Genomic DNA, 13,609 nt, shown 5'->3' with positions numbered 1-13,609 from the left:
CAATAATGATTTTTGACTGTTTTGCTGGGTTTTGTTATAAAATCTGGAATCCTTTACTTTTTCTTTACAAGAAAAAAGCTGAAGCGCATAGCATAAAAACATCTCAATCATATGCAAATTTTAAACTGACCACTTCTGTTTCTCTCCGCCTGATCGATTATTGCTCTTATATATAAAGCATAAATTGCTATACCTATATATAATGTAGAAAAAACAAACCCGGCAGGTTTTGAAAAACCTGTCGGGTTGTTATAACTAATAATAGTACTATTTATCTTGAGGAGCTTTAGCTTTTGATTCCCAGTGACTCATTAGATTATCGTAGTTTACGGGATTTGCGGGTTTCTGATTTACTAAGCGACCAGATTCAAATGCACGGAGAAGAATCGTCTCTATTAAATAATCTTCATTAACTTCAAATGGCTTGTATTCGGTTTTCAGACTTATATCGAACAAATTGGCTGTTGTATTTGACACAAAAGCTTTGAAACCGCTTTTTAAAGTTCGTATTAATTCATAAGTTGTTATTCCGGTTTGTCTATGAATAAGTTTTACCAGGATCTGACCTTGTTTGCGTGAAAGTTTTTTAAGTCTATCTTCGAATTCATTATTAAGGTAATCTTCTACAATCTTGAAATATTTTTTCTTTTCTCGATTGGTTTTTAAACGGGCCATTCCTTGATTTAATGCCGTTAATCTATCTGCGGCTAATCTAGCGTATGGATATACTTTGTAAACTCGGTTTTGAAGAATCAAAAATTGCTTTTGTGCCTCGGGATCCAGCTTTTCTTTAGAAATAATAATCTCCGGCAATTCAATTGTATCGTTTAAGATAGAATCTTGTTCCGTTAATATATAGCCCATTTGCTGATTCTCTTTTGGAGTAACTTGGGCTTGACTTGTAAACGAAATCAATATAAAGAATAAAATGCAGTTGGTAAATCTCATTGAATCATAATTTAAGTGTAAAATTATATATTTATATACAACTCTAATACCAAATTTATAAATTAGCAAAAAAATATTTTTATGAGCACAGAATCTATCTTAAAAGATACCTCTATTACTTTCCTTGAAAGCTACCTAAATAACGCCTCGCCCACTGGCTACGAAAGTGAAGGGCAAAAACTTTGGATGAAGTATTTAACACCTTATGTAGATACTTTCATTACTGATACTTACGGAACAGCAGTTGGTGTCATAAATCCTGATGCACCTTTTAAAGTTGTGATTGAAGGTCATGCCGATGAAATATCATGGTATGTAAATTATATAACAGACGATGGTTTATTATATGTTATACGTAATGGAGGGTCTGATCATCAAATTGCGCCATCGAAGAGAGTCCATATTCATACTAAAAAAGGAATTGTAAAAGGTGTTTTTGGATGGCCAGCGATTCATACGCGTTTGCGCGATAAAGAAGAATCCCCAAAAATCAGTAATATTTTTATTGATTTGGGTTGCGAAACGAAGGAACAGGTTTTAGAAATGGGTGTTCATGTTGGCTGTGTAATTACGTATCCAGATGAATTTATGATTTTGAACGAAAATAAATTTGTTTGTCGTGCCATCGATAATAGAATGGGCGGATTTATGATTGCCGAAGTTGCTCGTTTATTAAAGGAGAACAAAAAAACGCTTCCATTTGGATTATACATTGTAAACTCTGTACAGGAAGAAATTGGCCTACGAGGAGCTGAAATGATTGCGCAAACTATTAAACCAAACATAGCTATTGTTACTGATGTTTGCCACGATACTACTACTCCAATGATTGACAAAAAAGTTGAAGGCGATCTTAAAATGGGCAAAGGTCCTGTTATTGCATATGCACCGGCTGTTCAAAATAAACTGCGTGATTTAATTGTTGATACAGCAGAAGAAAAAAACATTCCGTTTCAGCGTCATGCAACTTCACGCGCGACAGGAACAGATACTGATGCTTTCGCATACAGCAATGGCGGTGTAGCATCGGCTTTAATTTCATTGCCTCTGCGTTATATGCATACAACTGTAGAAATGGTTCATCGAGAAGATGTAGAAAATGTGATTCAACTAATTTATGAGTCGTTACTGAAAATTGAAAACAATGAAACTTTTTCTTACTTCAAATAAGAATCATTAATATGTTAATTCGGTTACCTATATATAGTAACCGAATTAACTAATAAAAAATAGGATGAAAATTTTATTACTGGAAGACGATTTTACTTTATCTAAAGAAATCTCAGCATTCTTTACTTCAAAAGAATTCGAGTGTGTTCCTTATTATGACGGTTCTTTATTGCTAAAGAAATATTTTCCTTATGAATATGATTTAATAATCCTCGATATTAATGTTCCTGGAACAAATGGAATCGAAGTCTGCAAAGGAATTAGGGAAGTCGATAAAAAAACTCCCATCATAATGTTAACTGCTTTTAGTGAAATTGAAGATAAATTAGCTTCGTTTGATAATGGAGCCGATGATTATTTAGTTAAACCTTTTCATTTTGAAGAACTATATGCGAGAAGCTCCTCCTTATTGAGGAGAAAAGAAATTCCGCAACAAACTGAAAAGAAAATTTTGATTCAGGATTTAGAAATTCTAGAAGAAGAAATGAAAGTATACCGCTCTGGAGAAGAAATTAAATTGACTCCAAAAGAGTTTAAATTGATTATGATTTTGGCTCATGCAAAAGGTAAAGTTTTATCGAAACAATTTATTGCTGAAAAACTTTGGGATTATCATATTGAAACCAATCAGAATACCATTGAAGTGTACATTAATTTTTTGAGAAAAAAAATCGATAAAGATCACGAAACAAAATTAATTCGCACCAAAATTGGTTACGGATATTATTTAAGCGATCAAGAATGACATTAAAAAACAGAATATCACTTTTAGTTAGTTTATTATTTACAATCCTATTTGGGTTGGCTTCTACCGTGATATTTGTTTTGTATTCTAATTTTAGAAAAGAAGAATTCAGAGATCGACTAGAAATTAAAGCCCTTTCGAATATCAAACTTTTAGTAAATGTAAAAGAAGTCGACGATCAGCTTTTGAAAATGATTGATCAAAATTCAATCAATAAATTGTATGATGAAAAAACATTAGTCTTTGATTCTCATTATAAATTGATCTACAGCAGTATTGATGATGCAAAAATTAATTGGTCTGTTGAGGATTTAAAATACCTTAAAAAGCACAAAACCTTTTTTAAACAACAAGGAAACTACGAAGTTTATGGTGTTTTTTACGACACAAAAGATCGAGATTTTTATGCCTTAATATCAGCGACTGATGATTATGGCAAACGAAAATTACTTTTCTTAAGATATACATTAGTTGTATCTTACATATTTTTTACATGTATTTGCTGGGTCTTGACATCTTTTATGGTTAAAAAAGTCATGAGTCCTTTGAGTATTTTTCATCAAAAAATAAAAAATATAAACGAGAATAATCTAGACACTCGTATTGAATCGAAAAGCAATAAAAATGAAATTGATTTGATTGCCAATGAATTTAATTTTATGATGGATCGAATTGAAATCTCTTATCAAAAACAAAAAGAATTTACCGCGCACGCTTCTCATGAGCTGCGTACTCCACTATCGCGCATTACGTCACAAATTGAGAATACTATTTCAGATTCTGAAACATCAGTTAAGGGCAAAACTTTTTTAAAAACCATTTTGTCTGATGTGAATCAATTGACTGAATTAATTAATTCATTATTAATTCTTTCTAAAATTGATAATAAGAACCATCAAAGCAGTGAAGTGCATCGAATGGATGAAATTCTGTTTTCGGCTATTGAAAATTTAAATAAAAGTTTTCCAGATTTTGTAATTCTTTTTGAGATGGAAGAAAATGATAATTTAGATACAGCCTTAGAAGTTAAAGGAAATAAAAACTTATTAGAAATTGCCTTGAGTAATGTTTTAAAAAACGCCTGTGTTTACTCTGATAACAAACAGGCTAAAGTAAAAATTTCTACTTCAGAATACGGTCATCTTATTATTTCTGTTTCAAATACAGGGAGAACTTTAAATGAGAATGAACAAAAGAATCTTTTTCAGCCTTTTATGCGTGGCGAAAATTCTAAAGGAACTACTGGTTTTGGTTTAGGATTACGTATTGTACAACGTATACTTACTCTTCATAAGGCAACAATCACCTACACTATTCCTCACGAAAAAATAAACTTATTCCGACTAATTTTTTATTAAAAAGTTTAATAACTTTATTTTCAATAATTTACTTTTTGCTTTAATACTTTTTTAAGCTCTTTTTAAGGAGTTTATTAAGGTGTCTTAAAGTCTGTTGATAGCATATTTGTAACAAATAAAACTGATACAATGAAAAAGTTATTTGCATTACTATTTTTGATTTCTCTTAATCAAATAGTTTTGGCTCAAAAAACAGTTACACTCGAAGACTGTGAAAGCCAATTTTTAAAAAACAATCTCTTTTTGTTAGCTTCACATTATAATGTTGATGCCGCAAAAGCACTAACGATTCAAGCGCGTATTTGGGATAATCCCATGCTTACTGCTGAGTTAAATGCTTACAATCCGGAAAGAAATCAATATTTTGATATCGGGAAAGAAGGTCAGAAAGCGTTTGGTATCGAACAATTAATTTATTTAGGCGGAAAAAAACGCAATGAAGTAAAATTAGCTCAAACAAATGAACAATTAGCTGAACTTCAATTTAATGATTTGCTGAGGACTTTAAAACTCCAACTTCGCAAGAGTTTTTATACCGTATATTATAATACTAAAAACCTTGAAACTACAGATAAACAGCTTGCACATATTGAAGATTTGATTAATTCGTATTCTGTTCAGGTTCAAAAAGGAAATATTCCCTTAAAAGATGTTGTTCGTTTGCAATCTTTATATCTAAACTTCAAAAACGAACGAATGGAGGTTGTAAATAATAATATTGAAGAGCAAGCCAATTTGAAACTCTTATTGAATTCAACAGAAAATGTAGTTCCAGATGTTTCTAAAGACGAATTCAATAAATACCTTAAAACTATTGACTTTGATTTAAAATCTTTTGAAGATCAAGCCATCGCAAATCGTCCAGATTATTTGGCCAAACAAAAAGAAATTGACGCTAATGAATTGAATGTAAAATGGCAAAAATCACTTTCGATTCCAGATCTTACTTTAGGAGCGAACTACGATCAGAGAAGCGGTGCTTTTAATAAAGAAGCTAATTTGACACTTGGAATTCCGTTGCCACTTTGGAACAAAAATAAAGGAAACATTAAATACGCTCAAACCATTTTAGATCAATCTAAAGTTGAAAAGCAAAACTTCCAGCTTCAATTGCAGACTGAAATTACATCGGCTTGGAATAAATGGGATGAATCGCGTAAAAATTATACAGTTATAAAACCAACTGTGAATTCTGATTTTGAAGCAGTTTATAACGGAATGTTGACCAACTTTCAAAAACGAAATGTGAGTTTATTAGAATTTACAGATTTTATGGAAAGTTACAATCAAGCTACTATTCAAGTAAATGAATTGAAGAAAAAATTAGCGCTTTCTGGCGAAGAATTAAACAGCACAATCAACAAAGACTTATTTTAAAACTAAATAAAGATGAAACATAAACTAATCATAGCAACTGCAATCTTGAGTCTATCGATTACAAGCTGCAAAAAAGAAGTAGAAAATCCTGAAACTAATACTTCTTTCGCGCTAAGTGACTCAATGTTAAAAACTACAACAACAGCTGAAGCACAAACACAGCCCGTAAAAAACGAATTGAGTTTTTATGGAAAAATTACAGCTGATAACAATAAAATGATTGATGTTTATCCGCTTGTTGGCGGAAACGTGATTAAAGTAAATGTAGAACTTGGAGATTATGTACGCAAAGGACAAGTTCTTGCCACTATAAAAAGTACTGATATAGCTGATTTTGAAAAACAATCTCTTGACGCAAAAAGTGATTTATTAGTTGCAAAAAACAATTTAAAAGTTGCACAGGAATTATTCGACGGAAAATTAAATTCTGAAAGCGATGTTCTTCAGGCAAAATCTGAAGTAAATAAAGCACAATCTCAATTAGCTAAAATTCAGGAAACCTATAAAATATACAATATTAAAGCAGGATCCATCTATGAAGTAACTGCTCCTATCAGTGGTTTTATCATTCAAAAAAGTATCAATCAAGATATGCTTTTAAGAAGCGATCGATCTGAAAACATTTTTGATATTGCTGAAATTAGCGAGGTTTGGGCAATGGCAAATATCAATGAAGTGGATATTAATAAAGTAAAACTGGGAATTGATGCTGATGTTACAACTTTAAGTTATCCTGACAAAGTTTTTAAAGGTAAAGTTGATAAAATTTTCAACGTTATTGATCCTGAAACCAAAGCCATGCAAGCACGTATCAAATTGCAAAATCCTGGTTATTTGCTAAAACCTGATATGAATGCTAATATTAAATTGTCTTTTAAAGAAGATAAATCGATGATTGCTATTCCGAGTGATGCAATAGTTTTTGATAAAAGCAAAAACTTTGTGATGGTATTTAAAGATCGCCACAATATTGAAACAAGACAAGTTGAAGTTTACAGCGTTGTTGGAAAAACAACATACATATCAAGTGGCTTAAAGGAAAATGAAAAAGTCATTACCAACAACCAGTTATTTATTTATCGCGCTCTAAACGATTAAGACATGAACAAATTCATACGAAATATTATTGCTTTTTCGCTTAAGAATAAAGCATTTACCTTTTTTTGGGTAGGACTTTTGGCCGTTGCAGGATTCATTTCCTTTAAAAATATGCCAATTGATGCTTTTCCAGATGTAACAAATACACAAATTATTATTATTACACAATGGAACGGGAAAAGTGCCGAGGAAGTGGAACGTTTTGTGACGTCGCCTATCGAAATTTCAATGAACTCGGTACAAAAAAAGACCAGCGTTCGCAGTATTACGATGTTTGGTTTATCCGTAATTAAAATCATATTTGATGATGGTGTAGATGATACTTTTGCACGTCAGCAAGTCAATAATTTATTAAAAAATGTTTCGCTTCCAGAAGATGTCGAACCAGATGTTCAGCCTCCATATGGACCAACTGGGGAAATTTTTAGATATTTAGTAAAAAGTGACAGCAGAGACAGCAGAGAATTATTGACTTATCAAAACTGGGTTATAGACAAACAGCTTCGTTCTGTTCCCGGTGTTGCCGATTTGAATGTTTTTGGAGGTCAGACTAAAACCTATGAAGTGGGGGTTGATCCTATAAAATTAGCAAAATACAACATTACGCCTTTGCAAGTTTATAATGCTGTAAATGCTGGAAACTTAAATGTTGGCGGTGATATAATCGAAAAAAATGGGCAAGCTTTTGTCGTTCGTGGAGTCGGGCTTTTGAAATCTATTCCGGATATTGAAAATATTATTGTTGATGATGCTGGCGGAAATCCAATTTTGGTAAAAAATGTGGCTTCGGTTTATGAAAGTTCTATGCCGAGAGTGGGACAAACCGGAATTGGAAAAAATGATGATGCCGTTGAAGGAATTGTTGTAATGCGAAAAGGCGAAAATGCTCAGGAAACTTTAGCCTTGATTAAAGCTAAAATAAAGGATTTAAATGATAATGTTCTTCCAAAAGACATAAAAATTGAAACTTTTTATGATCGTGATAATTTAATGAATTTCACGACAGAAACTGTAATGCACAATTTATTTGAGGGAATTATACTGGTAACTTGTGTTGTGTTTCTTTTCATGGCCGATTGGAGAACTACTTTTACCGTTTCTATTGTAATTCCGTTATCGTTATTGTTTGCCTTTTTGTGCCTAAAACTGATGGGAATGAGTGCAAACCTATTAAGTTTAGGTGCAGTCGATTTCGGGATTATTATTGATGGTGCGGTGGTAATGGTTGAAGGCTTATTTGTTGTATTAGACCACCGTGCACATCAATTGGGAATGACAGCATATAATAAAATTGCGAAAGGAAGCTTGATTAAAAAAACAGGAACTGAAATGGGTAAAGCCATATTCTTTTCTAAATTAATCATCATTACAGCTTTATTGCCCATATTCTCCTTCCAGAAAGTAGAAGGAAAAATGTTCTCTCCCCTAGCCTACACATTAGGTTTTGCTTTAATGGGAGCCTTACTTTTTACCTTGACATTGGTACCTGTTTTATCGCATATTTTATTAAATAAAAATGTAAAAGAAAAACACAACCCATTTGTAAACTTTTGGGATAGAATTGTTGGAAAAGGTTTTGCCTGGACATTTAAGCATAAAGTAAAAACCTTGATCGTTTCAATAGCAATATTAGTTACTGTTTTCTTTTCGGCAACTTTTTTAGGAACTGAATTTTTGCCTCAATTAAATGAAGGCGCATTATGGGTTACTGCAGAATTGCCAATGAGTACTTCTCTTCCTGAAAGCGTACAGACTGCTGCAATGATAAGAAAGGATTTGCAGAGTTTTCCAGAAGTTAAAAATGTGCTTTCGCAGACAGGCCGAAGCAATGACGGAACAGATCCGAATGGTTTTGGATTTATTCAGCTGCAAGTTGATTTAAAACCAAAATCAGAATGGAAACGAAACATCAATATGGATGAACTGATTAATGAAATGGACCAAAAGCTGAAAGTTCATCAAGGAATAACTTATAATTACTCACAGCCTGTTATTGATAACGTAGCCGAATCTGTTGCTGGATTTAAAGCATCCAATGCAGTAAAAATCTACGGGGATGATCTTGATAAACTTGATGAATTATCAAATGAGGTTTTAGCTAAAATTAGAAATATACCAGGTATAAAAGATGTTGGGATTTTGAGAAACGTTGGGCAGCCAGAAATCAGTGTGATTTTGGATCGAGAAAAAATGGCGGCATACGGAGTAACATTAAGCGATGCTCAAGCTGTTTTAGAATTGGCTTTTGGAGGGAAAACAGCAACTCAAAAATATGAAGACGAAAAGAAATTTGATGTCAGAGTTCGTTTTTCTAAAGAATACCGCAAAGATGAAGAAGATTTGGCCGAACTTAAAGTTCCTACTATAAGCGGTGTAAAAATTCCGCTAAAAGAAATCTGCGATATTAAAACGGTTACAGGGCCGGCTTTCATCTACAGGGATAATACTAAACGTTTTATCGGTGTAAAATTCTCTGTTCGTGATCGAGATTTAGGAAGTACAATTGCTGAAGCACAATCAAAAGTCGCCGAGTTAAAAATGCCTGCAGGGTATACAACCGGCTGGACAGGTGAATTTGAAAATCAGGTTCGTGCCAGTGCGCGTTTGGCTCAAGTGGTACCGATCAGTTTAATTGGAATATTTGTCCTGTTGTTTATTTTGTTCGGAAATATAAAGGATTCATTATTAGTTTTAGCGAATGTTCCGTTTGCAATTATTGGAGGAATTATGGCTTTGCATATTACAGGAATGAATTTCGGAATTTCGGCTGGGGTTGGTTTTATTGCCTTACTTGGAATCTGTATTCAAAATGGAGTAATTCTAATATCCGAATTTCATCATAATCTTAAGGCAAAGTTTACGCTCGAAGAATCTATTTTTATGGGAGTTAAAGCAAGAACTAGAGCTGTAGTTATGACGGCATTGATGGCATCAATAGGATTAATGCCTGCTGCAATTTCTACAGGAATTGGTTCTGAATCTCAGAAACCATTAGCAATTGTAATTATTGGTGGTCTAATTACGGCAACGATATTAACATTGCTGGTTTTTCCAATTATCTTCTGGGTTTTTAATCGCAAGAAAAATGTTAGAATTGAATAACAGATTTGAAAATAAATTAATTGGTTAAATTAATTTGGTTTTGGTTAAAGAAAAAGCATCATTATTTTTAATGGTGCTTTTTTGATTCTGTTACATTTTAGTTTAATATCTTGCAGTAAATCTCAAATTAGCAAAACCCAGTTTATGAAATATATTTACTTTCTAATAGTTACTTTTTCACTTTCTTTATTAGCATCAATCATAAATCCAAAGGAAGGTTTTACTTGTTTTTTAGAAGTTATTCCAGCAATTATTGGATTTTTGATTTTGGCTTTCACTTTCAAGAAATTTAGATTTACTAATTTCACTTATACCTTAATATTAATACACTGTATTATTTTATTTATTGGAGGTCATTATACTTATGCTGAAGTTCCGTTTTTTGATTATATCAAAGAAATTTTTCATCAGAGCCGAAACAATTATGACAAAGTAGGACATTTTGCGCAGGGATTTGTTCCTGCAATGATTATTAGAGAACTCTTTATCCGCAAAGAAGTAATCCATAATAAAAGCTTTTTCAACTTTATTATTGTGAGCATTTGTTTAGCTATTAGTGCGGCTTATGAATTTATAGAATGGTTTGTTTCGCTGGCAACTGGAGATGGTGGAGACTCATTTTTGGGAACGCAAGGTTATGTTTGGGATACACAGTCTGATATGCTATTTGCCACAATTGGAGCGATTTCTGCATTGATTTTATTTTCGAGAATTCAGGACAAACAAATTCAAAAAATAGATTTCTAGAATTAGCCAATTGCTCCAAAGTTTTGTTTTTTAACTAAAACCCATAATCCCTTTTCTTTTTTGAAGTAAAATATTGCTTGCATCATAGAAATTCCAAATACTTTTTTTACCACAATAGACGCTTGATCGCCTTGAATTTTAAAATTAGAAAATGTAATAAACAATATATTTCCATCAAAATTGTTTTTCTTTACCAAATTCAATTTATACGAAGATCTATAAAATGCTATAGTATTATCTTCTAATTTCGCAGTATTTCCATTAATAGAAATGGAATCAATCAAGCCAATTGTCAATTTAGGTTCTTTACTGTCTTTAACCAAAAACCGTAAATCAAAACTAGCAACGGAGTCAATTAATGTATTGATATTATGAGCAATTAAAATTTCTCCGTCAGTAACTACATTATACTTTACTGAATTTATCTTTTCAGCCTTTTTACAGCTTATAGATGCGAAGAATACAAAAGTGAAAATTACTATTTTTAAAATATTATTCATTTTAAATTAAGTTTTAAATAATATAAACTATTACTAAAAGTAAATAATTTTTGAAACCCAAAATGCTTTTAAAAACAAAAAACGACCTTCTGCTCAATGAAGGTCGTTTGTTATACTAACTCAAACTAGATTTAAACTATTATTTTAAATCTTTTAAAATAGCGATTGCTTCAGTTGCATTTGATAATTGCGCATATTTTAAAGCTGTAAATCCTTGTTCATTTTTATCAGAAGGACGAGCGCCGTTCTCTAATAGAACTTTAAGTATCTCTACTTTATTGTATCGCGCTGCAATCATTAATGGTGTCATGTCTTCTGATTTCTCATTTACGTCTGCACCGTATGCAATAAATTTTTTCACCACTTCTACATCTCCTTTGCTAACTGCAACGTGCAGTGGAGCTGAGAAGCTATTTGTTATTTCTAACTGTGGATTTACAACTAGTGATGTGTGATTTGCTGCCATTGAAACATTGGCAAAAGCTACTAAAGCTACTCCTAAAATAATTACTGAATTTTTCATGTTGATTGATTGTTAAATTGATTGATAATGATTTTTATATTGATGATTTTAATTTCTATACAAATGTAATTCTATTTCATGTATTATGTATTACAAAGTACTATGTTTTAACTAATTCTTAACATTCAATTAATAAAACTAACGCAAACTAATTTTAATGTTAAGTTACTTGTTTACTAATAGACGCTCACAATCTCAAAATGTTACAGTTTAAATCAAAAATTTACAAAAAATCGTATCGAATATTTCAAATATCATAAAATGGAAGCTTAACTTTTATAACTTTACTCTGCAAAAAACTAGCACATATCGTTCATTAGCCTTCTTTTACGACTAATTAAAATAAATAATAACCATTATTAACTTAAAACCAAAAACTATGGGAATCATCAAAAGAATTTTAATCATTCTGATTTTAATTGTAGCTATTGTATTAATTGCAGCTCTTTTTATGCCTAAAAAATATGCTGTCGAAAGAGAAATCACAATCAATAAACCTGTTGACAGTGTTTTTAATTATGTGAAGTACTTAAAAAATCAAAATGAATTTAGTGTGTGGGCAAATATTGATCCTAATATGAAATCGACTTATAAAGGTACTGATGGTACTGTTGGATCAATCTCCGCGTGGGAAAGCGAAGTAAAAGAAGTTGGGGTTGGAGAACAAGAAATTACAAAAATTACTAAAGGAAAACGTATTGATTTCGCACTCCGTTTTAAAAAACCAATGGAAGATAATGCCTTAGGTTTTATGTCTACTGAATCTGAGGCAGGAAATCAAACTAAGGTAAAATGGGGAATCAGCGGTGTTATGCCTTATCCTATGAACATTATGTTGCCAATAATGAAAATGGATGAGATGATTGGAAATGATTTACAAAAAGGTCTGAACAATCTGAAAGCTAAAATGGAAGATTAGCTATTTATATTGCTCTTATAAAATTAAAAAGCCACGAATCTTAAAATTCGTGGCTTAAAAAATTACTCTTTTGTATCAAGATACTCAACTACATTTTTCTCAATGCGCTGATCAATATTAGCAATATCAGCTTTTACAAATTTTTCTCCTAAAATATTTTCGTATAATTCAATATATCTTTCAGAAACAGATTCGATATAAGCATCTGTCATCTCGGGAATCTGTTGACCTTCTTGACCTTGAAAACCATTTTCGATTAGCCATCGGCGAACAAATTCTTTTGATAATTGTTTTTGCTCCTCCCCTTTTTGTTGTCTTTCCTGATATCCATCAGCATAAAAATAACGAGAAGAATCTGGAGTATGAATTTCATCAATTAAAACAATAACACCTTCTTTTGTTTTGCCGAATTCGTACTTTGTATCTACTAAAATTAAACCGCGTTCTGCAGCTATTTCAGTTCCTCTTTGAAATAAATCGCGAGTGAATTTTTCTAAAACTATATAATCTTCTTCAGAAACAATTCCTTTAGCTAAAATGTCTTCACGCGAAATATCCTCGTCATGAGAACCGTTATCAGCTTTTGTAGTTGGCGTAATAATTGGTTCTGGAAATTTATCATTTTCTTTTAAACCCTCAGCCATTGTAACACCGCAAATTTGTCTTCTCCCTGCAGCATACTCACGTGCAGCATGTCCTGAAAGATACCCGCGAATTACCATTTCTACTTTAAAAGGCTCACATAAATGTCCAACTGCTACATTTGGATCTGGTGTTGCTATCAACCAGTTTGGCACAATATCTTCTGTCAATTCCATGAATCTAGTAGCAATCTGGTTCAAAATTTGTCCTTTGTACGGAATCCCTTTTGGCAAAACTACATCAAAAGCCGAAAGTCTATCGGTTGCTACCATTACTAAAAGTTCGTCGTTAATGTTGTAAACTTCTCTAACTTTTCCACGGTAAACTGATTTCTGATTCGGGAAATTAAAATTTGTAGTTGTGATTGTATTGCTCATTATATGTAGTTGTATTTTTGTTTTGTTTGAATGCAAATTTAAAACTATTTAAAAGAGCATGCAAAGAAAAAAAGAAGTATTCAGTATTCAGTCGGAGTCTCAG

Annotated in this window: 12 protein-coding genes; 8 read left to right on the top strand and 4 right to left on the bottom strand. The window is 32.0% G+C overall.

Features of this window, described 5'->3' with window-relative positions; all coding sequences use genetic code 11:
* Window positions 1-267: 267 nt before the first annotated feature.
* Complete coding sequence (locus IR010_RS17210) at window positions 268-948, bottom strand: DUF4294 domain-containing protein (RefSeq protein WP_194605592.1); 681 nt, start codon at window positions 946-948, stop codon at window positions 268-270.
* An 81-nt stretch (window positions 949-1,029) separates the two neighbouring features.
* On the opposite strand from IR010_RS17210, the gene IR010_RS17205 reads away from it, so the two are divergent.
* From IR010_RS17205 to IR010_RS17175, 7 genes are all read left to right on the top strand, one after another.
* Window positions 1,030-2,118, top strand: a complete 1,089-nt coding sequence (locus IR010_RS17205; protein ID WP_194569361.1) for a M42 family metallopeptidase — start codon at window positions 1,030-1,032, stop codon at window positions 2,116-2,118.
* Window positions 2,119-2,182: 64 nt separating this feature from the next.
* Complete coding sequence (locus IR010_RS17200) at window positions 2,183-2,863, top strand: response regulator transcription factor (protein WP_194569363.1); 681 nt, start codon at window positions 2,183-2,185, stop codon at window positions 2,861-2,863.
* Window positions 2,860-4,221, top strand: coding sequence for a sensor histidine kinase (locus IR010_RS17195; RefSeq protein WP_194569365.1), 1,362 nt, complete (start codon window positions 2,860-2,862; stop codon window positions 4,219-4,221). Before IR010_RS17200 ends, IR010_RS17195 begins: the two co-directional genes overlap by 4 nt.
* A gap of 129 nt (window positions 4,222-4,350) precedes the next feature.
* A complete protein-coding gene (locus IR010_RS17190) occupies window positions 4,351-5,598 on the top strand; it encodes a TolC family protein (protein WP_029272396.1) in 1,248 nt (415 codons plus the stop codon).
* 12 nt (window positions 5,599-5,610) lie between these two features.
* A complete protein-coding gene (locus IR010_RS17185; RefSeq protein ID WP_194605591.1) occupies window positions 5,611-6,696 on the top strand; it encodes an efflux RND transporter periplasmic adaptor subunit in 1,086 nt (361 codons plus the stop codon).
* A gap of 3 nt (window positions 6,697-6,699) precedes the next feature.
* Window positions 6,700-9,798, top strand: coding sequence for an efflux RND transporter permease subunit (locus IR010_RS17180; RefSeq protein ID WP_194605589.1), 3,099 nt, complete (start codon window positions 6,700-6,702; stop codon window positions 9,796-9,798).
* 144 nt (window positions 9,799-9,942) lie between these two features.
* A complete protein-coding gene (locus tag IR010_RS17175; protein WP_029272399.1) occupies window positions 9,943-10,545 on the top strand; it encodes a DUF2238 domain-containing protein in 603 nt (200 codons plus the stop codon).
* 2 nt (window positions 10,546-10,547) lie between these two features.
* On the opposite strand, the gene IR010_RS17170 is transcribed toward IR010_RS17175, so the two are convergent.
* Window positions 10,548-11,045: a hypothetical protein gene (locus tag IR010_RS17170; RefSeq protein WP_194605587.1), complete on the bottom strand. Its 498-nt coding sequence runs from the start codon at window positions 11,043-11,045 to the stop codon at window positions 10,548-10,550.
* A 139-nt stretch (window positions 11,046-11,184) separates the two neighbouring features.
* A complete protein-coding gene (locus tag IR010_RS17165; RefSeq protein WP_029272401.1) occupies window positions 11,185-11,568 on the bottom strand; it encodes an ankyrin repeat domain-containing protein in 384 nt (127 codons plus the stop codon).
* Window positions 11,569-11,947: 379 nt separating this feature from the next.
* Between IR010_RS17165 and IR010_RS17160 the strand changes: the two genes are divergently transcribed.
* Window positions 11,948-12,487, top strand: a complete 540-nt coding sequence (locus tag IR010_RS17160) for an SRPBCC family protein (RefSeq protein WP_194605585.1) — start codon at window positions 11,948-11,950, stop codon at window positions 12,485-12,487.
* A gap of 62 nt (window positions 12,488-12,549) precedes the next feature.
* On the opposite strand, the gene IR010_RS17155 is transcribed toward IR010_RS17160, so the two are convergent.
* The gene (locus tag IR010_RS17155) at window positions 12,550-13,506 is read right to left on the bottom strand and encodes a phosphoribosylaminoimidazolesuccinocarboxamide synthase (protein WP_194569377.1); all 957 of its coding nucleotides are present in this window, start codon (window positions 13,504-13,506) and stop codon (window positions 12,550-12,552) included.
* Between the last annotated feature and the right edge of the window lie 103 nt (window positions 13,507-13,609).

The organism is Flavobacterium sp. MR2016-29 (assembly GCF_015350695.1).
Lineage (GTDB): Bacteria > Bacteroidota > Bacteroidia > Flavobacteriales > Flavobacteriaceae > Flavobacterium.
The sequence above is the reverse complement of the archived record's forward strand: the minus strand, read 5'-3'. Positions and strand labels throughout refer to the sequence as shown.

Excerpts from the sequence above, each read along its gene's own strand:
- IR010_RS17210 (WP_194605592.1), bottom strand. The coding sequence starts at position 948 with ATGAGATTTACCAACTGCATTTTATTCTTTATATTGATTTCGTTTACA.
- IR010_RS17205 (WP_194569361.1), top strand. The coding sequence starts at position 1,030 with ATGAGCACAGAATCTATCTTAAAAGATACCTCTATTACTTTCCTTGAA.
- IR010_RS17200 (WP_194569363.1), top strand. The coding sequence starts at position 2,183 with ATGAAAATTTTATTACTGGAAGACGATTTTACTTTATCTAAAGAAATC.
- IR010_RS17195 (WP_194569365.1), top strand. The coding sequence starts at position 2,860 with ATGACATTAAAAAACAGAATATCACTTTTAGTTAGTTTATTATTTACA.
- IR010_RS17190 (WP_029272396.1), top strand. The coding sequence starts at position 4,351 with ATGAAAAAGTTATTTGCATTACTATTTTTGATTTCTCTTAATCAAATA.
- IR010_RS17185 (WP_194605591.1), top strand. The coding sequence starts at position 5,611 with ATGAAACATAAACTAATCATAGCAACTGCAATCTTGAGTCTATCGATT.
- IR010_RS17180 (WP_194605589.1), top strand. The coding sequence starts at position 6,700 with ATGAACAAATTCATACGAAATATTATTGCTTTTTCGCTTAAGAATAAA.
- IR010_RS17175 (WP_029272399.1), top strand. The coding sequence starts at position 9,943 with ATGAAATATATTTACTTTCTAATAGTTACTTTTTCACTTTCTTTATTA.
- IR010_RS17170 (WP_194605587.1), bottom strand. The coding sequence starts at position 11,045 with ATGAATAATATTTTAAAAATAGTAATTTTCACTTTTGTATTCTTCGCA.
- IR010_RS17165 (WP_029272401.1), bottom strand. The coding sequence starts at position 11,568 with ATGAAAAATTCAGTAATTATTTTAGGAGTAGCTTTAGTAGCTTTTGCC.
- IR010_RS17160 (WP_194605585.1), top strand. The coding sequence starts at position 11,948 with ATGGGAATCATCAAAAGAATTTTAATCATTCTGATTTTAATTGTAGCT.
- IR010_RS17155 (WP_194569377.1), bottom strand. The coding sequence starts at position 13,506 with ATGAGCAATACAATCACAACTACAAATTTTAATTTCCCGAATCAGAAA.